20 protein-coding genes are annotated in these 25060 nt (G+C 70.2%); 12 read left to right on the forward strand and 8 right to left on the reverse strand.

Going from position 1 to position 25060, the window contains the following annotated elements; all coding sequences use genetic code 11:
* Window positions 1-67: 67 nt before the first annotated feature.
* The 5 genes from fdhD to GT755_RS18860 are packed head-to-tail and all read right to left on the reverse strand — an operon-like array spanning window position 68 to window position 6726.
* A complete protein-coding gene (gene fdhD, locus GT755_RS18840) occupies window positions 68-898 on the reverse strand; it encodes a formate dehydrogenase accessory sulfurtransferase FdhD (RefSeq protein WP_161480980.1) in 831 nt (276 codons plus the stop codon).
* Entirely contained in the window at window positions 891-1757 is an 867-nt protein-coding gene (locus GT755_RS18845) for a 2Fe-2S iron-sulfur cluster-binding protein (RefSeq protein ID WP_030454873.1), read from the reverse strand. Before GT755_RS18845 ends, fdhD begins: the two co-directional genes overlap by 8 nt.
* The gene (locus GT755_RS18850; protein WP_161480981.1) at window positions 1754-3763 is read right to left on the reverse strand and encodes an NAD(P)H-dependent oxidoreductase subunit E; all 2010 of its coding nucleotides are present in this window, start codon (window positions 3761-3763) and stop codon (window positions 1754-1756) included. Before GT755_RS18850 ends, GT755_RS18845 begins: the two co-directional genes overlap by 4 nt.
* 7 nt (window positions 3764-3770) lie before the next feature.
* Window positions 3771-5705, reverse strand: a complete 1935-nt coding sequence (locus tag GT755_RS18855) for a molybdopterin oxidoreductase family protein (RefSeq protein ID WP_202610197.1) — start codon at window positions 5703-5705, stop codon at window positions 3771-3773.
* A gap of 37 nt (window positions 5706-5742) precedes the next feature.
* A complete protein-coding gene (locus GT755_RS18860) occupies window positions 5743-6726 on the reverse strand; it encodes a 2-dehydropantoate 2-reductase (protein WP_161480983.1) in 984 nt (327 codons plus the stop codon).
* 73 nt (window positions 6727-6799) lie between these two features.
* Here GT755_RS18860 and GT755_RS18865 point away from each other — a divergent pair, with 73 nt between their 5' ends.
* From GT755_RS18865 to GT755_RS18895, 7 genes are all read left to right on the forward strand, one after another.
* Complete coding sequence (locus tag GT755_RS18865; RefSeq protein WP_161480984.1) at window positions 6800-7993, forward strand: molybdopterin molybdotransferase MoeA; 1194 nt, start codon at window positions 6800-6802, stop codon at window positions 7991-7993.
* A 130-nt stretch (window positions 7994-8123) separates the two neighbouring features.
* Window positions 8124-9806 carry a thiamine pyrophosphate-binding protein gene (locus GT755_RS18870; protein ID WP_161480985.1) on the forward strand — a complete coding sequence of 561 codons (1683 nt, stop codon included), beginning with the start codon at window positions 8124-8126 and terminating at the stop codon, window positions 9804-9806.
* A gap of 8 nt (window positions 9807-9814) precedes the next feature.
* Complete coding sequence (gene frc, locus GT755_RS18875; RefSeq protein WP_161480986.1) at window positions 9815-11041, forward strand: formyl-CoA transferase; 1227 nt, start codon at window positions 9815-9817, stop codon at window positions 11039-11041.
* A 1-nt stretch (window position 11042) separates the two neighbouring features.
* Complete coding sequence (locus GT755_RS18880) at window positions 11043-13169, forward strand: acetate--CoA ligase family protein (RefSeq protein ID WP_161480987.1); 2127 nt, start codon at window positions 11043-11045, stop codon at window positions 13167-13169.
* A 237-nt stretch (window positions 13170-13406) separates the two neighbouring features.
* The gene (locus tag GT755_RS18885; protein WP_161480988.1) at window positions 13407-14813 is read left to right on the forward strand and encodes an Nramp family divalent metal transporter; all 1407 of its coding nucleotides are present in this window, start codon (window positions 13407-13409) and stop codon (window positions 14811-14813) included.
* A gap of 1 nt (window position 14814) precedes the next feature.
* A complete protein-coding gene (locus tag GT755_RS18890; protein WP_161480989.1) occupies window positions 14815-15372 on the forward strand; it encodes a hypothetical protein in 558 nt (185 codons plus the stop codon).
* A complete protein-coding gene (locus tag GT755_RS18895) occupies window positions 15369-16388 on the forward strand; it encodes a TerC family protein (RefSeq protein WP_161480990.1) in 1020 nt (339 codons plus the stop codon). The genes GT755_RS18890 and GT755_RS18895 overlap by 4 nt, the downstream gene beginning before the upstream one ends.
* Window positions 16389-16530: 142 nt before the next feature.
* Here the strand turns inward: GT755_RS18895 and GT755_RS18900 are convergent, their stop codons facing one another.
* The 3 genes from GT755_RS18900 to GT755_RS18910 form a co-directional block, all read right to left on the reverse strand.
* Window positions 16531-16707 carry a hypothetical protein gene (locus GT755_RS18900; protein WP_161480991.1) on the reverse strand — a complete coding sequence of 59 codons (177 nt, stop codon included), beginning with the start codon at window positions 16705-16707 and terminating at the stop codon, window positions 16531-16533.
* A gap of 697 nt (window positions 16708-17404) precedes the next feature.
* The gene (locus GT755_RS18905) at window positions 17405-18133 is read right to left on the reverse strand and encodes a GntR family transcriptional regulator (RefSeq protein WP_030454884.1); all 729 of its coding nucleotides are present in this window, start codon (window positions 18131-18133) and stop codon (window positions 17405-17407) included.
* A gap of 127 nt (window positions 18134-18260) precedes the next feature.
* Window positions 18261-19535 carry an MFS transporter gene (locus tag GT755_RS18910; protein ID WP_161480992.1) on the reverse strand — a complete coding sequence of 425 codons (1275 nt, stop codon included), beginning with the start codon at window positions 19533-19535 and terminating at the stop codon, window positions 18261-18263.
* A gap of 111 nt (window positions 19536-19646) precedes the next feature.
* Between GT755_RS18910 and sucC the strand changes: the two genes are divergently transcribed.
* Genes sucC through gcl form a run of 5 tightly spaced genes read left to right on the forward strand, consistent with a single transcriptional unit; the run spans window position 19647 to window position 25059 of the window.
* Complete coding sequence (gene sucC / locus GT755_RS18915; protein WP_161480993.1) at window positions 19647-20798, forward strand: ADP-forming succinate--CoA ligase subunit beta; 1152 nt, start codon at window positions 19647-19649, stop codon at window positions 20796-20798.
* A 13-nt stretch (window positions 20799-20811) separates the two neighbouring features.
* Window positions 20812-21681 carry a succinate--CoA ligase subunit alpha gene (gene sucD / locus GT755_RS18920; RefSeq protein WP_161480994.1) on the forward strand — a complete coding sequence of 290 codons (870 nt, stop codon included), beginning with the start codon at window positions 20812-20814 and terminating at the stop codon, window positions 21679-21681.
* Window positions 21678-22472 (forward strand): hydroxypyruvate isomerase family protein, encoded by a 795-nt coding sequence (locus tag GT755_RS18925; protein WP_161480995.1) that lies wholly within the window; start codon window positions 21678-21680, stop codon window positions 22470-22472. Before sucD ends, GT755_RS18925 begins: the two co-directional genes overlap by 4 nt.
* Window positions 22469-23338 carry a 2-hydroxy-3-oxopropionate reductase gene (locus GT755_RS18930; RefSeq protein WP_161480996.1) on the forward strand — a complete coding sequence of 290 codons (870 nt, stop codon included), beginning with the start codon at window positions 22469-22471 and terminating at the stop codon, window positions 23336-23338. Before GT755_RS18925 ends, GT755_RS18930 begins: the two co-directional genes overlap by 4 nt.
* A gap of 14 nt (window positions 23339-23352) precedes the next feature.
* On the forward strand, window positions 23353-25059 hold the full coding sequence (gene gcl, locus GT755_RS18935) for a glyoxylate carboligase (protein WP_161481208.1): 1707 nt from the start codon (window positions 23353-23355) through the stop codon (window positions 25057-25059).
* The last annotated feature ends 1 nt before the right edge of the window (window position 25060 follow it).

Consider the following 25060-nt stretch of genomic DNA (forward strand, 5'->3'; position numbering starts at 1 on the left):
CACCGCCGGCATCCCGTCCGCCATCGTGAAGACGCCACCGGCCATGCCCCTGACCTCGGGCGGCGAATCACGATGACGCGCTGATCCGCTCCTCTCCGGAGTAGACGTTCATGGAGCGGCCACGCACGAACCCGAGCAGGGTCAACCCGGACTCGGCGGCCAGTTCCACCGCCAAGCTTGACGGCGCCGACACCGCGGCCAGCACCGGAACGCCCGCCATGACGGCCTTCTGGACGAGTTCGAACGAGGCCCTGCCCGACACCATGAGCGCCGTTTGCCGAAGGGGCAGCCGGTCGTCTCGCAGCGCCCATCCGACCAGCTTGTCGACCGCGTTGTGGCGGCCGACGTCCTCCCTGACAGCCAGCGCCCGGCCGGTCGGCGTGAACAACCCGGCGGCGTGCAGGCCGCCGGTCCGGTCGAACACCTTCTGGGCGGTACGCAGCCTCTCGGGCAACTCGGCGATGACCTCTTCGGAGAACGTGACGTCGTCGGGGGCGACGTCCCAGCGGGCGACCGTCCGGACCGCGTCGAGCGAGGCCTTGCCGCAGACCCCGCACGACGAGGTCGTGTAGAAGTTGCGCTCCAGGGAGGTGGCCGGCGGCCTCACGCCGGTCGTGAGCCGCACGTCGAGCACGTTGTAGGTGTTCTGGCCGTTCTCCAGGGCCCCCGCGCAGTAGCGGATGGCCTCGATGTCGCTCGCCTTGCCGATGACGCCCTCGCTGACGAGGAACCCGGCGGCGAGGTCGAAGTCGTCGCCGGGGGTGCGCATCGTGATGGTGAGCGGCTTGCCGTTGAGCCGGATCTCCAGCGGCTCCTCGGCGGCCAGGACGTCGACCCGGTGGGCGTGCCCGGTCTCCCGCAGTCGCAGGATGCGCCGCTGGACGGTGACCCTACCCATCGGAGGCCACGTTCTGGACGTGCTGGAAGCCGAACCGCCCCTTGATGCACAGGTTGCCGTGGGTCACCGGGTTGTCGTGGGGAGAGGTGACCTTCACGATCGTGTTGTCCTGCACGTGGAGGGTCAGGTTGCAGCCCACACCGCAGTAGCTGCAGATCGTGGTGGTCTGGGTCTGGCGCTCCTCGTCCCAGGTGCCGGCCTCGCGCATGTCGAACTCGTTCTTGAACGACAACGCGCCCGTCGGGCAGACCTCGACGCAGTTGCCGCAGAACACGCAGGCCGAGTCGGTCAGCGGGGCGTCGAACTCGGTGGAGATCGTGGCGTCGAAGCCGCGCCCGGCCACCGAGATGGCGAAGGAGTTCTGCCACTGCTCGCCGCACGCGTCGACGCACTTGTAGCACAGGATGCACTTGGCGTAGTCGCGCACGTAGAGGTCGTTGTCGACCTTCGGGGGCTCGGCCACCGTCGCGGCGTCTTCGCCGAAGCGGGCCGGGTCGGCGCCGTATTCGGCCATCCACTCCTTGGCGTTCGGGGTGGTCGACAGGTCGACGGAGGAGCCGAGCAGCTCCAGCACCACCTTGCGGCTGTGGCGGGCGCGGTCGGAGTCGGTCTTCACGACCATGCCGGGCTCGGCCTTGCGTGAGCACGCCGGGGCGAGGGTGCGGGCGCCCTCGACCTCGACGACGCAGACCCGGCAGGCGTTCTTCGGGTTGAGGGTGTCGCCGTAACAGAGGGTCGGGATGTCCTTTCCGGCCGACTGGCAGGCGTCGAGCAGGGTGTCGCCTTCGGGGACGCGCATCGCCTCGCCGTCGACGGTGATCTCGATGAGCCGCCGTGGCGGACGCAGGGGGACGCTCATGAGCTCTCCTTAGCCGTGAACACTCCAAGCCGGTCGATGGCTGATTCGACGGCGTTCCAGGCGGTCTGGCCCAGGCCGCAGATCGAGGCGTCGCGCATGGCCTGGCCCACCTCCCGCAATAGCAGCAGGTCGCCCTCGCTGCGCCGCTTGGAGAGCCGGTGGAGGGCCTCCTCCTGGCGGACGGTGCCGACCCGGCAGGGCACGCACTGACCGCACGACTCGTCGCGGAAGAACTCGGCGATGCGCAGCAGCACGCCGGGCAGCTCGACCGTGTCGTTCAGCACCAGCACGACCCCGGAGCCGAGCGTGGCCCCGGCCGCGCGGGTGCCCTCGAAGGTCAGCGGGATGTCGAGCTCGTCGGCCCGCACGAACGCCCCGGCCGCGCCGCCGAGCAGCACCGCCCGCAGCTCACCGGTCGCACCCCCGGCGAGGTCGAGCAGGTCGCGCAGGCTGGCGCCGAACGGGACCTCGTAGATGCCCGGCCGCTCGACCGTGCCCGAGACGCAGAACAACTTGGTGCCGGTGGACGACGAGGTGCCGACGGCCGCGTAGGCGGCGGCGCCCATCTCCAGGATGTGCGGCACGTTGACCAGGGTCTCGACGTTGTTGACCACCGTGGGCTTGCCGAACAGGCCCTTCTCCACCGGGAACGGGGGCTTGGTGCGGGGCTCCCCCCGGAAGCCCTCGATCGAGTTGAAGATCGCGGTTTCCTCGCCGCAGATGTAGGCCCCCGCGCCGCGCCGGATCTCGATGTCGAACGAGAACCCCTGGCCGAGGATGTCGTCGCCCAGCAACCCCCGCGACCGCGCGACCGTGATCGCGTTCTCCAGCCGCTTGAGCGCGCGCGGGTATTCGCCCCGGATGTAGAGGTAGCCGAGGGTGCAGCCGTTGGCGTAACCCGCGATCGTCATGGCCTCGATCAGGGCGAACGGGTCGCCCTCCATCAGCACCCGGTCTTTGAAGGTGCCCGGCTCGCTCTCGTCGGCGTTGCAGACGAGGTAGTGGGGACGGTCGAGCTGCCGCGCGGTCGCCTCCCACTTGCGGCCCGTCGGGAAGGCCGCGCCGCCCCGCCCGACGAGCCCCGACTCCAGCACCTCGCGGATGACCCCGGTGGGGCCGAGCTCGAAGGCCCGGCGCAGGCCGGTGTAGCCGCCGGTCGCCCGGTAGTCGTCGAGGCTCAGGGGGTCGACGACACCGATGCGCCTGAGCAGGACCAGCTCGCCGGACCCAGGCGACCGGCCGCCGTCACCCGGAAGGACATCCGGGCCCGTCTGCGAAATCGTCCCGGAACCCAAACTCGAACCCTCAGCGGGACCCAAATCCGAACCCAGAGTCGAGCCTGGAGCCGGAGCCGAACCTGAACCCGGAGCGGGAGACGAAACCGCAGCCGGGACCGGCCGTGGGGTCGCCGGTCCGTGCGGCTGGGCTTGTGGCACTGCGGCTTCGACCGGAGGTTCCTCTGTCGTGGCCGGCCATTCCTGCCCGACGGCGCACGGCCCGTAGACCGCGTTCGTCGGGGGATCGCCCGCCTCGATCGCCAACGCGGCGGGAGCACGTTCGCACAGACCCAGGCACGGGCTCGGCTGCCAGGACACTCCGGGCGGGCCGAAGCGCTCCTCGACGTCGCGGCGGACCGCCTCGGCGCCCTTGGCGGCGCACGCGAGGTCGGTGCAGACGTGGAGCACCCGCGCCTGGCGGGGCTTGACGGAGAACAGCGAGTAGAAGGTCGCCACCGAATAGGCCTCGGCGGGCGGGATCGTCAGACGGCGGCAGATGTAGTCGAGCGCGCCCTCGCTGATCCAGCCCACCCGGTCGTTGACCGCGTGGAGGGCGGGCAGCAGCAGGTCGCGGCGGTCGCGTGCCACCCGGGGGGCCTGCGTGGCGAAGCGCAGGTCGAACTCGGTGCGGTCGCCGCCGTCCCAGGCGGACGAGGGCGCTCCGAGGAGCGCGTCGACGGCGGCGCGCTCCTCGGCGGTCGGTTCGGCGTCGCGGAACCGAAGATCCATGCGTCGGTCACCCGGCCTTCGCGGGAACGAGGCGGTCGATGCGCACCGCCGCGGCCTTGAACTCCGCCGTCCCGGCGATCGGGCAGGTCGCCTCGATCGTCAGGGCGTTGGTGTCGACCTCGTCGGGGAAGTGCATCGTCATGAACACCAGGCCCGGACGCAGCGCCGGGTCGATGTAGACCGGGGCCACGACGGTGCCCCGCCGCGAGGAGATGCGGACCTCCTCGCCCGCGGTGACGCCCAGCGTGGCGGCGTCTTCGGGGGACAGTTCGATGTTCTCGCCGCGCCGCAGCGGCGAGGCGAAGCCGGAGCTCTGCACCCCCGTGTTGTAGGAGTCGAGGCGGCGGCCGGTGGTCAGCCGGAACGGGTATTCGTCGTCGAGCAGGTCGACCGGTGGCGAGTGGCGCAGGATCGCGAACGGCGCCGGTCTCCCGCGTCTGTCGGGGTCGGTCTCCCACAGGCGGCCGTGGAGGAACGGGGGTTCGAGCTCCTCGGTCGAGGGGCACGGCCACTGGATGCCCTGGTGTTCGGCCAGCCGCTCGTAGGTCATGCCGTAGTGGGCGGGCGAGACCGAACGCAGTTCGTCCCAGACCTCTTCGGCGCCGGAGTAGTTCCAGTCGTGGCCGAGCCGGCGGGCCAGCTCGCACAGGATCCAGATGTCGTCGCGGGCCTCGCCCGGCGGCACCAGCGCGGCACGCACCCGCTGGACGCGGCGCTCGCTGTTGGTGAAGGTGCCGTCGGACTCGCACCAGGCCGCCCCGGCGGGCAGCACCACGTCGGCCATCTGGGCCGTCTTGGTCAGGAAGATGTCCTGGACGACGAGGTGGTCAAGCATGCTGAGCCGCTTGACGCAGCTCAGCGAGTCGGCCTCGGACTGGACCGGGTTCTCGCCGATGAGGTAGCAGGTGGTGACCTCGCCCTCGGCCATGGCCTCGAGCATCTCGGTCAGGTTGAGGCCGTAGCGGGGCTGGATGGGCGCCTGCCAGGCCGCTTCGAAGCGGGCCCGGATCGCGGGGTCGAGGATGTCCTGGAAGCCGGGGAGACGGTTGGGGATGGCGCCCATGTCCCCGCCGCCCTGCACGTTGTTCTGGCCGCGCAGCGGCGACAGCCCCGAGCCGTAGCGGCCGACGTGGCCGGTCAGCAGGGACAGGTTGATGAGGGCGCGCACGTTGTCGGTGGCGTTGTGGTGTTCGGTGATGCCGAGGGTCCACACCAGCTGCGCGCGGTCGGCGCGGGCGTAGGCGTGGGCCATCTCGCGGATCGCCTCGGCGGGCACGCCGGTGACCTGCTCGGCCGCCGACAACGTCCACGGTTCGACGCTGGCGGCGTATTCGGCGAAGCCCTCGGTGGCGCGCTCGATGAACGTCGTGTTGTGGAGACCGGCGTGGATGATCTCGCGGGCGACGGCGTGGGCGAGCGGGATGTCGGTGCCGACGTTGAGGCCCAGCCAGCGGTCGGCCCACTGGGCGGTGCCGGTCCGGCGGGGGTCGACGGCGAACATCCTGGCGCCCTTGCGGATGCCCTTGAGGACGTGCTGGAAGAAGATGGGGTGGGCGTTGCGGGCCGCCGAACCCCACATGAGGATCACGTCGGCGTCTTCGACCTCCTGGTAGGAGGAGGTGCCGCCGCCGCTGCCGAAGACGGCCGACAGGCCCGCCACGCTCGGGGCGTGGCAGGTGCGGTTGCACGAGTCGACGTTGTTGGTGCCGATGACCACGCGGGTGAACTTCTGGCCGATGTAGTTCATCTCGTTGGTCGACCGGGCGCACGACAACATGGCGAAGGCGTTGGGCCCGTGGGCCGCCACGTTGCGCCGGAAGCCCTCGGCCGCACGATCGAGCGCCTCTTCCCACGTGGCCCGCCGCAGCACACCGTTCTCGCGCACCAGGGGATGGGTCAGCCGGTCGTAGTGCTCGGTCTTCTTCCGCTTCATCGACCTCATCCTTTCGTATTCTGTATGCAGACTACGGTATGTTGGCTCATGCTGCGCCGACAAGCCGGGTCTGGGTGTCGAGCAGATCGGTGACGGCGTGGATGGCCCGCAGCGTGGGCACCGGCGTCTCGGTCAGGTCGGCCAGCTCGACCACGGCCGAGAGCAGCACGTCGAGTTCGAGGGGCTTGCCCTTCTCCAGGTCCTGGAGCGTGGAGGTCTTGTGCTCGCCGGCCTTCTCGGCCCCGGCGAGCCGCCGCTCGATCGAGATGTGGGGGTTGCAGCCGACCGCCTGGGCGACCGCGACCGTCTCTTCCATCATGGTTCTGACCAGCTCGCGGGCGCCCGTGTGGCGGCAGATGCCCGCCATCGTCGCGCGGGCGAGCGCGCTGATCGGGTTGAACGCGACGTTGCCCATCAGCTTGACCCAGATGTCTTTGCGCAGATCGGCTTCTACCGGGCATTTGAGGTCGCCGGCGACCATGGCGTTGCTGAACTCGACGCACCGGGGGGACAACTCCCCGCTGGGCTCGCCGATGGAGAAGCGGGTTCCTTCGAGGTGGCGGATCACGCCGGGGGCCTCGATCTCGGTGGCGGCGTAGACGACGCAGCCGATGGCGCGCTCCAGCGGGAGCGCCTCGGTCACTGAGCCGCCGGGGTCGACGCTCTCGATGCGGTAGCCGTCGTAGGGGCCGCCGAGCCGGTGGAAGTACCACCACGGGATGCCGTTCTGGGCGGCGATGAGGCTGGTGGACTCGTGGAGCATGGGCGCGATCATCTGACCGGCCGCGGCGTAGGAGTTGGCCTTCAGGCCGAGGAAGACGTGGTCGACGGGGCCGACCTCGTGGGGATCGTCGGTGGTGTGCGGGTGGGCGGTGAAGTCGCCGCGCGGGCTGAGCACGCGCACGCCTGACTTCCGCATGGCCGCGAGATGCTCCCCGCGGGCTATCAGATGCACCTCGACGCCGGCGCGATGCAGGGCGGCCCCCACATACGCGCCGATGGCGCCGGCGCCAAGAACAGCGACCTTCACACTAGCTCCGTTCTCGCGTCGACAGTGCATTCGGTATACGGTATGGCAACGGCGTCGTCAAGGAGGTCGACCGATGACCGTGCTGTCGCATACCCGGCCCGAATCCGCCGCCGGGCACGCCGATCTGCCGTGGGATCGAGCCCGCCGGCTCGCCGCCGCGGCGACGTTGCCGCTGGTCGCGGCCGAGGTCCCGCTGTCCTCCGCCCACGGCCGCCGGTTGGCCGCCGCGCTGCGCGCGCTCGTGGCCCTGCCGGGCGCCGACGTGTCGGCGATGGACGGCTACGCGGTCGGCGGCCCCGGCCCGTGGCACGTCGTCGGCGGCGTGCTGGCCGGGGGCTCGCCCTTCCCTCGGGAGCTCGGTCCCGGCGAGGCCGTGGAGATCGCCACGGGGGCGGCCGTGCCCGCCGGGGCCGTGTGCGTGGTGCCGTACGAAAAGACGGAACAGGCCGGGCTGCTGGTCAGCGGGCACTGTGAGCCGGGCAGGCACATCAGGCGGCGGGGGGAGAACGTCTCCGAGGGAGAGGTCGTGCTGACCTCGGGGGCGCTCGTCACGCCCGCCGTGCTCGGGCTGGCCGCCGGGCTCGGCCACGACACCCTGTGGGTGCGGCCACGGCCGATCGTGTCGGTGCTGGTCACCGGCGACGAGGTGGTGGGCTCGGGGGTGCCGGGAGCGGGGTTCGTGCGCGACGCCGTGGGGCCGATGTTGTCGCCGTTGATCGCCGCGGCCGACGGCGAGGCGCTGCCGCCGCGTCGCCTGCCCGACGGGGCCGAGGTGTTGGAGGCCGCTCTGGGGGAACCGGGGGCCGACGTCGTTGTGGTCTGCGGCGCGTCGTCGAAGGGGCCGGCCGATCACCTGCGCGGAGTGCTCGGCCGGCTCGGCGCGGCGGTCCTGGTCGACGGCGTCGCGGTGCGGCCCGGCCATCCGCAGGCCCTCGCCCGGTTGCCGGGAGGGCGGCTGGTGGTCGGGCTGCCCGGCAATCCGTTCGCGGCTCTGGCGGCAGCGCTGACGCTGCTGCTGCCGGTGCTGCGCGCGCTCGACGGGCGGCCCGAGCCCGAAGGCGAGCTCAGCACCCTCGCCGGGCCGGTGCGCGCCCATCCGCGCGACACCCGCCTGGTGCCGGTCTGGAGATCGGCGCGCGGCGCGATCCCAGTGGGCCACGACCAGCCCGGGTCGCTGCGAGGGGCGGCGATGGCCGACGCCCTGGCCGTGGTCCCGCCCGGCTGGGAGGGCGGCCCGGTGGAGCTCCTCGCGCTGCCCGCCCGGTAACCGGTTCGAAATCTTGTAACCCGCCGGAAAGGTATGGACATCCTCGGAAGCCGGGGGTAACCATGTTCCTCATACGGTATGCAGTATGGCGTAGACGCAAAGCAGAAACGTCTTTGAGAGGACGGCCCTGATGACGGAACCAGCCCCGGACCAGATCTCCGGTGGTCACCTGGTCGCTAAGGCGCTCAAGGCGGAGGGGATCGACGTGATCTTCACCCTCTGCGGCGGCCACATCATCGACATCTACGACGGCTGTGTCGACGAGGGCATCGACGTGATCGACGTGCGCCACGAGCAGGTCGCCGCCCACGCGGCCGACGGCTACGCGCGCATCACCGGCAAACCCGGTTGCGCCGTGGTCACCGCGGGTCCCGGCACCACCGACGCGGTGACGGGGGTGGCCAACGCCTTCCGCGCCGAGAGCCCGATGTTGCTCATCGGCGGCCAGGGCGCCCTGAGCCAGCACAAGATGGGCTCGCTGCAGGACCTGCCCCACGTCGACATGATGACCCCGATCACCAAGTTCGCCGCGACGGTGCCCTCGACCGAGCGGGTGGCCGACATCGTGTCGATGGCGTTCCGCGAGTGCTACAACGGCGCGCCGGGCCCGTCGTTCCTCGAGATCCCGCGCGACGTGCTCGACGCCAGCGTCCCGGTGGCCAAGGCCCGCATCCCCCAGGCCGGCCGTTACCGCGCCTCCACCCGCCAGGCCGGCGACCCCGAGGCGATCGAGCGCCTGGCCGACCTGCTCGTCCACTCAGAGAAGCCCTGCGTGCTGCTCGGCAGCCAGGTCTGGACGACGCGCGGCACCGACGCCGCGATCGACTTCGTCCGCGCCCTCAACGTGCCCGCCTACATGAACGGCAGCGGCCGGGGCACCCTCCCGCCCGGCGACCCCCACCACTTCCAGCTCTCGCGGCGCTACGCCTTCAACGAGGCCGACCTCATCATCATCGTCGGCACCCCGTTCGACTTCCGCATGGGCTACGGCAAGCGGCTGTCCAGCACGGCCAACGTCGTGCAGATCGACCTCGACTACCGCACCGTCGGCAAGAACCGCGACATCGACCTCGGCATCGTCGGCGACGCGGGGCTCATCCTGGCCGCCGCCGCGCAGGCCGCCTCCGGCCGGGTCGACAACGGCGCCGCCAAGCGCAAGGAGTGGATCGAGGAGCTGCGCGCGGTCGAGACCCAGGCCTTCGAGAAGCGGCTCCCGCGCCAGCTCTCGGCGGCCGCGCCGATCGACCCCTACCGGCTGGTCCACGAGATCAACGAGTTCATCACCGAAGACACCATCTACATCGGCGACGGCGGCGACATCGTCACCTTCTCCGGCCAGGTCGTGCAGCCCAAGTCGCCCGGCCACTGGATGGACCCGGGCCCCCTCGGCACCCTCGGCGTCGGCGTCGCCTTCGCGATGGCCGCCAAGTACGCCGAGCCCGACAAGGAGGTGCTGTGCCTGTTCGGCGACGGCGCCTTCTCCCTCACCGGGTGGGACTTCGAGACGATGGTCCGCTTCGACCTGCCGTTCATCGGCGTCATCGGCAACAACTCGTCGATGAACCAGATCCGCTACGGCCAGGCCGCCAAATACGGGCAGGACCGCGGCCGCGTCGGCAACACCCTCGGCGACGTCCGCTACGACGAGTTCGCCCGCATGCTCGGCGGCTACGGCGAAGAGGTCCGCGACCCCGCCGACATCCGCCCGGCGCTGGAGCGCGCCCGCGAGTCGGGCAAGCCCGCGCTGATCAACGTGTGGGTCGACCCCGACGTCTACGCCCCCGGGACCATGAACCAGACGATGTACAAGTAGGGAGCGGCATGCCCAAGGCCTTGGAGGGCGTGCGCGTCCTCGACATGACCCATGTGCAGTCGGGCCCGTCCGCGACGCAGCTGCTCGCGTGGCTCGGCGCCGACGTCGTCAAGCTGGAGGCCCCCACCGGCGACATCACCCGGAGCCAGCTGCGTGACCTGCCCGGAGTCGACAGCCTCTACTTCACGATGCTCAACTGCAACAAGCGCTCCATCACGCTGAACATGAAGAGCGAGCGCGGCAAGGAGCTGTTCGTCAAGCTCGTGCAGGAGTCCGACGTCCTGGTCGAGAACTTCGGCCCCGGCGCGGTCGACCGCATGGGCTTCCCCTGGGAGCGGCTCCAGGAGCTCAACCCCCGCCTCATCTACGCCTCCATCAAGGGCTTCGGCGGCGGGAAGTACGCCAAGTTCAAGGCCTACGAGGTGATCGCCCAGGCGATGGGCGGCTCGATGGCCACCACCGGGTTCGAAGAGGGCCCGCCGCTGGCCACCGGCGCGCAGATCGGCGACTCCGGCACCGGCGTCCACGCCGTCGCCGGCATCCTGGCCGCGCTCTACCAGCGCGAGTCCACCGGCCAGGGGCAGCGGGTGCAGGTCGCCATGCAGCACGCCGTGCTCAACCTGTGCCGGGTCAAGCTGCGCGACCAGCAGCGGCTGGCCCACGGCCCCCTCAAGGAGTATCCGAACCGGACCTTCAGCACCGAGGTGCCCCGGTCAGGCAACGCCTCCGGCGGCGGTCAGCCGGGCTGGGCGGTCAGGTGCGCGCCCGGCGGGCCCAACGACTACATCTACGTCATCGTCCAGCCGGTCGGCTGGAAGCCCGTCTCCGAGATCATCGGCCGCCCCGAGCTGGCCGACGACCCCGAGTGGGCCACCCCAGAGGCGCGGCTCAACAAGCTCGACAAGATGTTCCAGCTGATCGAAGAGTGGTCGAGCCAGCACGACAAATGGACCGTCCTCGACCGGCTCAACGCGGCCAACGTGCCGTGCGGGCCCATCCTGTCCACCGCCGAGCTCATCGACGACGAGTCGCTGCGCGCCGAGGGCGCGGTCGTCACCGTCCCCCATCCCACCCGGGGCGACTTCACGACGGTCGGCAGCCCCCTTCAGCTCTCCGACTCCCCGGTCGACATCACGACGCCGCCGCTGCTCGGAGAGCACAACGACGAGATCTACACGCGGCTCGGAGTAACGGCCGAGGAGCTGGCCGAGCTGAAGACGAACGGAGTGATCTGAGATGTCGGCAGAAGTCCGGGAGATCCTGGACAAGGCACGGGCCGAAGGGCGCACCGCGCTCACCGCCCCCGAGGGCAAGCTCGTCTGCAACGCCTACGGGATCGCCACCCCGGGTGAGGGCCTGGCGACGTCGGCCGACCACGCCGTCGAGCTGGCCACCTCGATCGGGTTCCCGGTCGTGCTGAAGATCGTCTCCCCGGACATCCTGCACAAGACCGAGGCCGGCGGCGTCCTGGTGGGCGTGGGCTCGGCCGAGGCCGTGCGCGCCGGCTACGACCAGATCATCGCCAACGCCCAGGCCTACGACGCCGGGGCCGTCATCGACGGCGTCCAGGTGCAGCAGATGGTCGGCGGCGGACACGAGGTGATCATCGGCGCGGTGACCGATCCGACCTTCGGCAAGGTGGTCGCGTTCGGCCTCGGCGGAACGTTGGTCGAAGTGTTAAAGGACGTGACCTTCCGGCTCGCCCCCCTAACAGTGCATGATTCCCTGGCGATGCTGGACGACATCAAGGCGGCCGAGGTGCTGCGTGGGGCCCGCGGAGCCGCACCGGCCGACCGGGCGGCTCTGTCGACCATGATCGAACGCGTCGGCGCGCTGGTCGCCGACTTCCCCGAGATCGCCGAGGTCGACCTCAACCCCGTCTTCGCGTCCGCGAACGGCGCCGTGGCCGCCGACGTGCGCATCATCCTGTCGGCCGAACCGCCGGTGGAGACCCCGCGCATCCCGCGCGAGGAGATCCTCGCCAAGATGAACCGCATCTTCCACCCCCGCGCCGTCGCCGTCATCGGCGCCTCCGGCGAGACCGGGAAGATCGGCAACTCGGTCATGCGCAATCTGATCAACGGCGGCTTCCGGGGCAACATCTACCCGATCAACCCGAAGTCCTCCGAGATCCTCGGGTTACCCGCCTACCCGAGCATCGCCGACGTGCCCGGCGAGATCGACGTCGCGGTCTTCGCCATCCCGGCCGCGTTCGTGCCGGCCGCCCTGGAGGCCGCGGGGGAGAAGGGCGTCGCCGGCGCCATCATGATCCCTTCCGGCTTCGCCGAGACCGGCAACGTCGAGGGCCAGCAGGAGGTCGTCGAGATCGCCCGCAAGCACGGCGTACGCATGCTGGGCCCCAACATCTACGGCTACTACTACACCCCCGAGAACCTCTGCGCGACCTTCTGCACCCCCTACGACGTGCAAGGACACGTCGCGCTGACCTCCCAGAGCGGCGGCATCGGGATGGCGATCCTGGGCTTCAGCCGCACCACCCGGATGGGCGTCTCCGCGATCGTCGGAGTCGGCAACAAGGCCGACGTCGACGAAGACGACCTCCTCACCTTCTTCGAGCAGGACGACAACACCAAGTGCGTCGCCATGCACCTCGAAGACCTCAAAGACGGCCGCGGCTTCGTCGAGGCGGTCCAGCGGGTCGTCAGGGAGAAGCCGGTGATCGTGCTGAAGGCGGGCCGGACCGCCATGGGCGCGAAGGCCGCCGGATCCCACACCGGCGCGCTCGCCGGTGACGACAAGGTCTACGACGACATCCTCCGGCACGCCGGTGTGGTCCGTGCCCCCGGGCTCAACGACATGCTGGAATACGCGCGATCCCTGCCGATCATGCCGACCCCGCAGGGAGAGAACGTCGTGATCATCACCGGGGCGGGCGGCTCCGGTGTCCTCCTCTCCGACGCCTGCGTCGACAACGGGCTGACCCTCATGGAGATCCCGCCCGACCTCGACGAGGCGTTCCGCGCCTACATCCCGCCGTTCGGAGCGGCGGGCAACCCGATCGACATCACGGGCGGCGAGCCGCCCTCGACCTACGAGAACACCCTCAGGCTGGGCCTCACCGACCCCCGGATCCACGCGCTCGTGCTCGGTTACTGGCACACCATCGTCACCCCCCCGATGGTCTTCGCCGAACTGGTCGCGCGCGTCGTGGCCGAGGAAAGGGCCAAGGGCAACCACAAGCCGGTCGTCGCGTCACTGGCCGGTGACACCGAGGTCGAAGAGGCCTGCGAATACCTCTTCGACCACGGCGTGGTCGCCTACCCCTACACCACGGAGAAGCCCGTGGCCGTGCTCGGCGCGAAATACCGCTGGGCCAGGGCGGCAGGGCTCATGCCCGGCTGACGCACCACCCGCACCACCACCGCGGCGGCCCGCCGCACCTGAGCACGGCGGGCCGGCGCACGACGCTCCGGTCACCAGGGCCGGAGACCCAAGAGGGGGGCGAATCGGGGACAGGCGGGACCAATCAACTCCCGAGGAGGTCCATACGTGGACACGTCAAGTACACCGGCGACCGAACCCACGGCTGCCACCGCAGGACAAGAAGAGAAAGTGTGGCGGGCGGGCAAGCTTGAGCCGATGCCCATCCGCACCCTGCCCGACGCGCCCCCGTCGGTGCACATCCTCGGGCCCACCGTGTTCCTCGTCGCTCTCGGCGTGGGCATGGGCGAGTCGTACATGTGGCCCCGGCTGGTGCTGCTGTTCGGGCCGGAGATCCGCTGGCTGTTCCTCGTCGGCGTGACCCTGCAGGCCGTCGTCATGCTGGAGATGGCCCGCTACGCCATGGCGACCGGCGAGAGCATCTTCTTCGGCGCGGCGCGCGTCTTCAAGCCGCTGATGTGGTTCTTCTTCGTCGTCGCGATAGCCGTCTACATCTGGCCGGGCCACCTGTCGGCGGGCGCGGCGGCGTTCGAGGAGATAACCGGCATCCCATGGACAGTGACCGCGGTATGCGGCCTGCTCCTGGTCGGGGTGGTGTTCAGCCTCGCCAAGGTCATCTACAGCCTGCTCGAAAGCCTGCTGTCGATCCTGATCGGGGCGCTGGTCATCGGCACCGCGATCGTCGCGGCCATGGTCGGCACCTGGGGCGACGTCACCAGCACCGTCGCCGGCATGTTCGCCATCGGCTACATCCCCGACGGGGCGCTGTCGGCGGCGTGGTTCCCGGTGATCGTGGGATCGATCGCCTTCGCCGGTCCGTCCGGAATGCAGCAGATGTGGTACACCCTGCACCTGCGTGACTCCGGCGCCGGCATGGGCGCGCACATCCCGCAGATCCGCGGCCTGCGCCACGCGGGCGAGGAAGAGCAGATGCCCTCACGGGGCTTCATGTTCGACACGAGCAACCCCGAGGAGATGAAGAAGTGGCGCGGCTGGCGCCGCTGGGTCACCTTCGACGCGTTACTGCTCTTCTGGGGCGTCACCATGCTGGTCACCATCTCCTTCACGGTGATCGCGCAGGCGGCGACGCGGCAGACGCCGGGCGTCAAGGAGATCATCGAGAACGGCGAGCGCGAGGCCGCCCTGTCGGCCATGGCCGACTCGTTCGCCTCGGCGGGCAGCTCGGTCCTCGGCGTCATCTTCCTCGGCTTCATCTCGCTCATCGGTCTGAACGCGACCCTCGGCCTGTTCGACTCGTTCTCGCGCGGCCAGGCCGACATGACCTACCACTTCGTCAAGGGCGCCAAGAAGATGCGCATGTCGCACCTCTACGCGGCCTTCCTGTGGGGCGTCATCGCGTTCGGCATCCTGATCCTGCTGTTCGGCCCGGCCGACGGACCGAGCGGCATCCTCGACACGCTGGCGTTCCTGTCGACGTTCGCCATGGGCGCCTACTGCGTGACACTGCTCCTGGTCAACAACCGCATGCTGCCGAAACCGATCCGGCCCAAGTGGTGGTCGAACCTGATCATCGGCTTCGGCGCCGTGTTCTACCTCGGCATGCTGCTCTACAGCCTCTTCGCCTACGGCGTCGTGGTCGGCTGACATGGCGCCCGACCGACCCTCCATCCGGCACGCCGTGGAGCTCGCCCTCCCCGGCTTCGCGATCGGAGCCGTCGGCGGCGCCATGGCCGGCGGGCTGACCCTCATCGCAGGGCAGCCCGCCGGTTGGGCCGCCGTCTCGGCGCTCACGCTCGCCCTTCCGCTGGGCCTGTTCGGCGGCCTCTTCAGCACCCTGTGCGGGCTCGGCGGCCCGTTCCGGCCGGGCCTGTTCGCCCCGGCCGGGCTGTTCTGGCTGCTGGCCTTCCCGCTCTCCCGGCTGACCCAGGAGGTCGGCACCGGACTCGTCATCGACGGCCAGGTCGTCCTCGCGGGCGGCGTGGCGGGCTTCCTCGCCTATCAGGCGCTGGTCAGCCTGGGTTTCGCGATCGGTTTCGTCTGGCTCCACGAACGGCTCATGCCCCATTGGCTGATCCGGTTGGCAGGACGCAACCCCGTGGCGCGTACCCTGCTTCAGCGCTATATCGAGCACGCCGAGGCCCTCGACCACCAACGCCGTAACCGGAAGGCACGTGGAAAGGGCCAGACGAAAGGAGTCCGATGAACCTTCCCGCCTGGGTCTGGGTGGCCACGGTCGCGGGATTCGCCCTCGTGCTCGCGTTCGACTTCTGGCTGGTCGCACGCAACCCGCATGAACCGTCTTTCCGCGAGTGCGTCAGCTGGGTCCTGTTCTACGTGGGCCTGGCCGTCGTGTTCGGCATCGGCCTCTGGGTCCTGTGGGGCGGCGACCACGGCGGAGAGTTCTTCGCCGGATGGATCACCGAATACTCACTGAGCGTCGACAACCTGTTCGTCTTCCTCATAATCATGAGCCGGTTCCAGGTGCCGCGGAAGTATCGCCAGAAGGTGCTGCTGATCGGCATCATCATCGCCCTGTTCATGCGGGGCGGCTTCATCGCCGCCGGCGCCGGGGCGATCTCCCGGTTCGACTGGCTGTTCTACATCTTCGGCGCCTTCCTGATCTACACGGCGTGGAAGCTGATCGGCCACGAGGAGGAGGAGGCCGAGTTCTCCGAGAACATCGCCCTGCGCACCGTCCGCCGGGTGCTGCCCTCGACCGACAAGTACCACGGCGCCGCGATGACCGCCCGCGTCAACGGGCGCCGCGTGGTGACCCCGATGCTCATCGTCATGGTGGCCATCGGCACCACCGACCTGTTGTTCGCCCTCGACTCGATCCCGGCCATCTTCGGCCTCACCCGCGAGCCCTACATCGTGTTCACCGCCAACGCGTTCGCGCTGATGGGCCTGCGCCAGCTCTTCTTCCTGATCGGCGGCCTGCTCGACCGGCTCGTCTACCTGAGCAAGGGCCTGTCGGTCGTGCTCGCCTTCATCGGCGTGAAGCTGATCCTGGAGGCCCTGCACCACGACGGCGTCTCGTGGGCGCCCGAGGTGCCGATCGCGGTCAGTCTCGGCGTGATCATCGGGACCCTGGTCGTGACCACCATCGCCAGCCTGATCAAGACCCGCATGGACGACCGCCGCGCCGCGGCCGAACCCCCTGCCCCGAAGGACGACGCGGGCGAGGAGGACCGCCAGAAGGCCGACATCGACAGCTGACACCGCTTCACCCGGCCTCCGTGGTTCTCTCCACGGGGGCCGTCTCACCTCTGTGCATCACTGTTGGGTTTCGCCCCCGGATGACGTCGGACTTCGGCGTGGATCACACGCGTCAGCCCGACGCCGGAGGCATGGGGGCGGGTCAGCGCTGCTCGGCCTTGACGGGCTCGGTGGCCCACTGGCGAACGTGGCTCTCGACGCCATCGGCGGAACGCGCCTTGCGCAGCGCGCTGGCCAGGCCCAGCCCGATCGGGCGGCCGTCGGCCGAGGCGCCCAGCGGGCCCTCGAAGGCGCGCAGCTTCTCGAAGAACGACTTCATGCGAATACACCTCCTTCGGGGTCTGTCTCCACTACCCCGGAAGGTCCCGGGGAATCTGAGGGCGCCGGCTGCCCGGTGTGGGCGACCGGCGGGGTCATGGGGTGGTGGCCCGTTCGGTCTCCGGAATCGATGGTCGGGGACATCGTGACCGGTGACGTCGTGCCGTGGTGCGGAACAGCTTGGCGGCTTTCCATATCCGGAAGCCCTGCCAAGTTTTCCGGTGTGGTATTAGCGCCGGGTTTCACGCGTGGAAACACTGCGGTGATTCTGGGAATTCCCGGTTCTTTGTTCTGCCAGAAACGCATTACGGCAGGAAGCAGTCACAAAGTATCGCTCCGTGCCCATGGCTGAACGAAAGTCCAGTCGTTCACTGGGCCGGCTGGATGCCGTCAGGCGTCGGCCGGATCACGCCTGGAGCACGCTGCACAGGCCCTGCGGTTCGGTGCCCGGACGGTTCGCTGCCCGTCGATGAGCGACTGTCGCCGTAGGTCGATGTCCGACCGGCATCGGTCTCGCGATCGGCCCCGCATTTCGCCGAGGCGGTCTGCGGAAGAAAACATCTCTTTCGCCGCTCGGGCAGCGCGTAGCGAACGGTCGTGCTTTACGCCGGCGTGTGAATGTCGCCGTTCAGAAGTGAGCGGCTGCGTTAGAGGCCGGCCATTCTTTCCTTCCCCGGACTGGCTCGCCCGGCGCCGGTTCAGCCGGATACCGCGCGCGGCCGCCGGCGGCGGATGGGAGCCGGGGGCTCCTCCACCGGGTTCTGGGCGCGGGACTCCAGGTAGGACTGACGCGTGTGTTCGGTGTGGCGGCGCATGATGTCGGCGGCGACGTCCTCGTCGCCGGCCTCGATCGCGTCGATCAGCGCCGCGTGCTCCTCCCACGAGGCCCGGCCGCGGTGGCGGGCCACGGGGGTGTGATACCAGCGCACCCGGCGGGCGACCTGTGAGGTCAGGTCGGCCAGGACGCGGTTGCCCGACATGTTCACCACGGCGGTGTGGAGCTCGCTGTTCGCGGCGACGGCGGCGTCGACGTCGTCGGCCACGCAGGCGGCCAGACCCCGGTTGCAGATGTCGCGCAGGTCGGAGATGTCGGTTTTGTCTGGGTTGCGGGCGGCCAGGCGGGCCGACTCGGCTTCCAGAAGCGTGCGGACGGCGAGGAGCTGGTCGGCTTCCTCGACCGTGGGGGAGTGGACATAGGCGCCGTGACCGGGCCGCAGATCGACCCAGCCCTCGCCGCTCAGCAACTGAAGGGCCTCTCTGACCGGCTGGCGGGAGACGCCGAGGTTGTCGGCAAGTTCGTTCTCGACCAGGTGCTGACCCGGCTTCAAGCTGCCGATGATGATGAGCTCGAGGATCCTCTCCAAAACGCTCTCCCGCAGGGTTGTGGGACGAACGATCTTCGCGGTGGAGCCCTGGTTGGCCAGCATCGGGTTTCTCAACTCCTGGAAACGACCACTCAAAATGTTTGTCGTCGACTGCCTACAGCATACATTCTTGACATTATCGCTGGCCGTGACATCGCTCACATCGGCCCGCCGGAACTCGTAATGGTCTTTACAGCGACGGCGCGGGAAGAGTGGCGGGCACTCCCGGCCGTCGCAGGGTGGTGCAGAGCAGCGCGGTCGTGGCCGCGATGAGGGTCGCCGCCACGAATACGGGCGCCCCGGTGCTGGTCGCCAGGCCGGGCAGCGCCGTGATCGCCAGGCCCACCCCGGCCGGGCCCGCGACCGCCTTGGCCGTGTAGACCAGGCCGTGGATCCCGTGGACGCGGTCTTCGCCGAAGTACTCCCGCACGAGCGCCGCGATGAGTGGATAGATCGCGCCGCCGCCCAGGCCCGCCGGGATCGCGGCCACCACCGCGACCATGTGGGCTGCGGCCACTGCGGCGGCGACGGCCAGCATGCCCTGGGCCAGCGCCAGCAACACCAGGGCCGAGGCCAGCACCTTCACGCGGCCGAAGCGCTCGGCCAGGGGCACCGCCGCCGCCCGGCCGGCGCCGGTGAGGGCCAGCAGGACGGCCAGGGCGAGCCATGGGGGCGTGGGGCCGAGGAAGGCCAGGGCGATCACGTCGAAGATCGCGACGGCCCCCGCGCCGACGAGGATCACGGTCAGCACGACCAGCGTGGGGGTGCGGACCGCCTCGCCCAGTGAGAACTGACGAGCCGCGCGAGGTTGCCGGTGCAGCACCCGCCGGTCGAGGGCCCACGCGCGCGGGTCGATCTCCGGGGGCCACCAGTTGGCGGGCGGGGTGTGAAGGACCGCCGCGGCCCAGGCGATCGCGGCCAGGCCGAAACCGGCCATGACGGGCCATAAGCGTAAGTCGAGGGTGAGCGGAAGCGCGCTGCACGAATAGGCGCCGGTCACGAAGGCGACCCGCACCCCCGGTCGTTCGGGATACCAGCGGGCGATGGTCTCGGTGCAGGCGGCGTAGACGAGCCCGGCCCCGGTGCCGCCCAGCAGGCCGTAACCCACCAGCAGCAGGACGCCCGGAGCGGTCAGCGACGGGACGGCCAGGGCGCAGAGGAGGGCGCCGAGCCAGAGGGCGACGCGGACGCCGACGACCCCGCGCGCGAGCAGGCGGGTCGCGGGCAGCGCGACGGCGGCCTGGCAGGTGAGCCAGACCGCCAACGGAAGCAGGACCTCGGCGGCTGAGACGCCGTGGGCGCGGGCGATCGACGGCGCGAGGGCGGCGTAGCCGTATTGCATCGGGCCGACCGCCGCCATGGCCGCCATGGCCGGCCACAGCATCGCCGACCTTGGGCGCCCGGTGATCTGGGGGGCCGTCGGGCCCACCTGGTAGAGCCGTCCGCGCCAGTCTCTGACTTCCAATGTATCCTGCATACCGTATGGAATATCCCAAGCAACGCCTCTTGTCGAGAGGGGTTTACGACCTCACTTCCATACGGTATACCGTCTACAAGATGCGTTGAGGGAGGCCCGATGGACCTGTTCGAGCACCAGGCGAAGGAGCTGTTCGCGCGCTACGGCGTTCCCGTCCCCGAAGGGGCGGTGGCGGCGACGCCTGAGGAGGCGCGCGCCATCGCCGCCGAGCTGGCCGGGCCGGTCGTGGTCAAGGCCCAGGTGAAGACGGGCGGTCGCGGCAAAGCCGGCGGCATCAAGCCCGCTCCCGGCCCGGCCGCGGCGGAAGACGCCGCACGCGCGATCCTCGGGATGGACATCAAGGGTCACCTGACCCGGCGTGTCCTCGTCGAGGTGGCCAACGTGCCGGTCGAGGAGTATTACGCGGCCTTCCTGGTCGATCGCGCGGCCGGGTCGTTCCTGGCGATGTGCTCGGCCTCGGGCGGCATGGAGATCGAAGAGCTGGCGGCCACCGATCCAACCGCGCTGGTCAAGGTGCCGATCGACCCGCTGCGCGGGCTCGACCACGAGACGGCGACCTTCATCGTCACCGAGGCGGGGCTGCCCGCCGACGTCGCCGGAGAGGCGGCCGACATCCTCGTCGGCTTATGGAAGGTGATGGCCGGTGAAGACGCCGTGCTCGTCGAGGTCAACCCGCTGGCCCGCACCGCCGACGGCCGCGTGCTCGCGCTCGACGGCAAGGTAACGCTCGACGAGAACGCCGACTACCGGCACGAACGCCCCGCCGACGAGACCGTGGGCGGCGACGATCTCGAGAGCCGGGCCAAGGCCAAGGGCCTCAACTACGTCAAGCTCGACGGGTCCGTCGGCGTGATCGGCAACGGCGCGGGGCTCGTCATGAGCACCCTCGACGTCGTCGCGCAGGCCGGCGCCAAGCCCGCCAACTTCCTCGACATCGGCGGTGGCGCCTCCGCCCAGGTCATGGCCGACGGCCTCGGCGTCATCCTGTCCGACCCCGACGTGAAATCGGTGCTGGTCAACGTCTTCGGCGGGATCACCGCCTGCGACGCGGTGGCCGACGGCATCGTGGCCGCCCTCGCCACGCTCGGCGAGCAGGGTGCGACCCACCCGATCGTGGTGCGGCTCGACGGCAACAACGCCGAGGCGGGCCGCCGGATCCTCGATCAGGCCGCACACCCCGCCGTCCGGCAGGTCCCGACCATGGACGGCGCCGCCGAAGAGGCGGCCAGGCTGGCCAACGCGGCCGCGTGAGGAGACACCCAGAATGTCGATCTTCCTGAGCAAGGACAGCCGCGTCGTCGTGCAGGGCATGACCGGCGCCGAAGGCGGCAGGCACACCGCCCGCATGGTCACGGCGGGCACCAACGTCGTGGCCGGGGTGACGCCGGGCAAGGGTGGGCAGGTCCACCAGGGCATCCCGGTGTTCTCGTCGGTCGCCGAGGCGATGGATTCGACCGGTGCCGACGTGTCGGTGGTGTTCGTGCCGCCGCGGTTCACCAAGGGCGCGGTCCTCGAGGCGGTCGACGCCGGGATCGGGTTGTGCGTGGTGATCACCGAAGGTGTTCCGGTACACGACAGTCTTGAGTTCCTGACCCTGGCCAGGCAGAGCACGACCCGGATCATCGGGCCCAACTGCCCCGGCCTGATCTCGCCCGGCGCCTCCAACGCCGGGATCATCCCGGCCGACATCACCGCGCCCGGGCGCATCGGCCTGGTCTCCAAGTCGGGCACCCTCACCTACCAGCTCATGTACGAGCTCCGCGACATCGGCTTCTCCACAGCTGTGGGCATCGGCGGCGACCCGGTCATCGGCACCACCCACATCGACTGTCTCCGCGCCTTCCAAGACGACCCCGACACCGACGCGATCGTCATGATCGGCGAGATCGGCGGCGACGCCGAAGAACGGGCCGCCGCCTACATCGAGAAACACGTCACCAAGCCGGTCGTCGCCTACGTCGCCGGGTTCACCGCGCCCGAGGGCAAGACGATGGGCCACGCGGGCGCGATCATCTCCGGCTCGGCGGGCACCGCCCAGGCCAAGAAAGAGGCCCTGGAGAAGGTCGGCGTCAGCGTCGGCCGCACCCCCAGCGAGACCGCCCGGCTCATGCGCGCGCTGCTGGAGGCCGCATGAGCACGCTCCGCTACAGCGTCAACCTGTCGATCCTGTTCACCGAGCTGCCGCTGCTCGAACGCTTCGAGGCCGCGGCCAAGGCCGGGTTCGACGCCGTCGAGTTGTGGTGGCCGTTCGACGGTCCGCAACCGTCCGAGCTGGAGCTCGACCGGTTGCGGACGGCCATCACCGACGCCGGGGTGCGGCTCGTCGGGCTCAACTTCGACGCGGGCGACATGGCCGGGGGCGACCGCGGGCTGGTCTCCTCCCCGAGCGGGTCGGCGCGGTTCCGGGCCAACGTCGAGGTCGCCGTGGGGCTGGCCGAGTCGCTCGGGTGCCGGCGGCTCAACGCGCTCTACGGCAACGCCGAACCCGACATGTCCGTCGAGGTCCACCGGGCCATCGCGGTGGAGAACCTGCTCTACGCCGCCGAGGTGGCCGACCAGGCCGGGGCGATGGTGCTGGTCGAGGCGCTCAACTCCTACGAGAGCCCGGCCTACCCGATCGTCTCGTCCGAGGAGGCGTTCCGGCTGCTCGACCAGGTGGGCGTGGCCAACGTCGGGTTCCTGGCCGATCTCTACCACCTCCACCGCATGGGTGAAGACGTGCTCGACCTGATCGGCCGCCAGTGGGAGCGGTTCGGTCACGTGCAGATCGCCGACGATCCGGGGCGGGGGCAGCCGGGCACCGGTGCCATGCCCTACGACCGGATCCTCGCGCGGCTGGCGGCCACCGGCTACGACGGCCACGTGGGCCTGGAATACCGTCCGGTCGGCCCGAGTGCCGACAGTTTCGGCTGGAGGAACGGATGAACATCGGCTTCATCGGCCTCGGCATCATGGGCACGCCCATGGCCGCCAACCTGGTCCGGGCCGGGCACACCGTGGTCGGCTACGACGTCAGCACCACCCGGCTCGACGAACTGGCCGAGCTCGGCGCAAAGGCCGCGGCGAGCATCGGCGAGGCGGTCTCGCAGGCCCATGTGGTGATCACCATGCTGCCCGACTCCCCGCAGGTCGAGGAGGTCGTCTTCGGCGAGGGCGGCGTGCTCGAATACGCCCCCGCCGGGCTGCTCCTGATCGACATGAGCACCATCCGTCCTGAGACCTCGCGCCGGGTCGCGCAGGCGGCGGCGGTGAAGGGCGTGCACGCCATCGACGCGCCGGTGAGCGGCGGGGAGAAGGGCGCGGTCGACGGCACCCTGTCGATCATGATCGGGGGCCGGACCGAAGACGTCGAGTCGGCCCGGGAGATCCTGCGGGTGCTCGGCACCACGATCGTCCACGTCGGGCCCGCCGGGGCGGGGCAGACCGTCAAGGCCGCCAACCAGCTCGTCGTCGGCGGCGTCTACGCCCTGGTCGCCGAGGCGATCGTGCTGCTGGAGGCCTCGGGCGTCGACCCGAAGGCGGGCCTCGACGTGCTCGCGGGCGGTCTGGCCGGGTCGCGGATCCTGGAGCTCAAGCGCCACTCCATGATCGAGCGCAGCTTCCAGCCGGGGTTCCGCATCGACCTTCACCACAAGGACATGGGCATCGCCACCGCCGCGGCCCGCGAGGCCGGTGTCGCGCTGCCCATGACCGCGCTGGTCGCCCAGCTCATCGCGGCGGCCAGGGCCCAGGGCCACGGCGCGCTCGACCACTCCGCCCTGCTGAAAGTGATCGAAAGGATCAATTCGTGAAGCGGATCCCCTGCATGGAGGCGGCCGTCGCGGTGATGGAGAGCGAAGGCGTCGACACCGTCTTCGGCATCCCGGGCGCGGCGATCCTGCCGCTCTACGCGGCCCTGCAGCACAGCTCGATCAAGCACATCACGGTCCGCCACGAAGAGGGCGGCACCCACGCCGCCGACGGCTGGGCGCGCGTCACGGGGAACGTCGGCGTCTGCATCGGCACCTCCGGTCCGGCCGGCACCAACATGATCACCGGGCTCTACACGGCGATGGCCGACTCGATCCCGATGATCTGCATCACCGGTCAGGCGCAGAAGAGCAAGCTCCACCAGGAGTCGTTCCAGGCGGTCGACATCGTCGAGATCGCCAGGCCGGTCACCAAGTGGGCGGTCCAGCTCAAGGAGCCCGCGCAGGCCGCGTGGGTGTTCCGCGAGGCGTTCCGCATCGCCCGGTCGGGGCGGCCGGGGCCGGTCCTGATCGACCTGCCGATCGACGTCCAGCGCGGCACCTGCCTCTACGACCCCGAGCTCGACGCGCCGCTGCCCGTCGACGTGCCGCAGCCCTTACCGAAGGCCGTCGCGGCGGCGGTCGACATGCTGTCGGTCGCCGAGCGCCCGCTGATCCTCGCGGGTGGCGGCGTCGTCATCGCCGACGCCTCGACCGAGCTGCGCGCACTGGCCGAACACCTCCAGGTGCCGGTGCAGGTCACCCTGATGGGCAAGGGCGCGTTCCCCGAAGATCATCCGCTGTTCGCCGGCATGGCGGGCATCCAGACCCAGACCCGGTGGGGCAACGCGGCGTTCCTCGAGAGCGACCTGGTGCTGGCGGTCGGCGCCCGCTTCGGCGACCGGCACACCGGCGACCTCGACGTCTACCGCAAGGGCCGCCAGTTCATCCACGTCGACATCGAGCCGACCCAGATCGGCCGGGTCTTCGAGCCCGACCTCGGGGTTGTCGGGCACGCCCGGCCGACGCTGGCGGCGATGGCCTGCGAGGCGCAGAGCCGCGGCAAGGCCCGGCGTCCGTCGGCGTGGGCCCACCGGGTCGGCGAACTGCGGCGCACCCTGCCGCGCCGCGACGACTTCGACGAGGTGCCGATCAAGCCGCCGCGGGTGTTCCGCGAGCTCAACGAGTTCTACGGCCCCGACACGACCTTCGTGACCGCCATCGGGCTCTACCAGATCTGGTCGGGCCAGTTCCAGAAGACCTACCTGCCGCGCCGCTACCTCGTCTGCGGCCAGGCCGGGCCGCTGGGCTGGGAGGTGCCGGCGGCGATGGGCGTGAAGTGCGCCCACCCCGACCGCGAGGTCGTCGTGGTCGTCGGCGACTACTCCTTCCAGTTCCTGATGGAAGAGGTCGCGGTCGCCGCGCAATACCAGATCCCGTTCGTCATCGTCATGATCAACAACGAATATCTGGGGCTCATCCGGCAGGCCGAGATCCCCTACGACATGAACTTCGCCGTCGACCTCCACTACGGCGAGGGCGGCATCGACCACGTCAAGGCCATGGAGGCCTTCGGCTGCCCGGCCCGCCGCGTCGAGGAGCCCGGCGACATCCGGCCCGCCCTCGAATGGGCCACCGCCGAAGCCCACCGGTCACGGCTTCCGGTGCTGGTCGAGGTCATGGTCGAACGCGAGGCCAACGCCGCGATGGGCCCCTCGCTCGACGCCATCAAGGAGTTCGAGCCGCTGCCCGTGCTGGCCGAAGACATCGACTGGTCCGACTGAG

The organism is Herbidospora solisilvae, assembly GCF_009901565.1.
GTDB lineage: Bacteria > Actinomycetota > Actinomycetes > Streptosporangiales > Streptosporangiaceae > Herbidospora > Herbidospora solisilvae.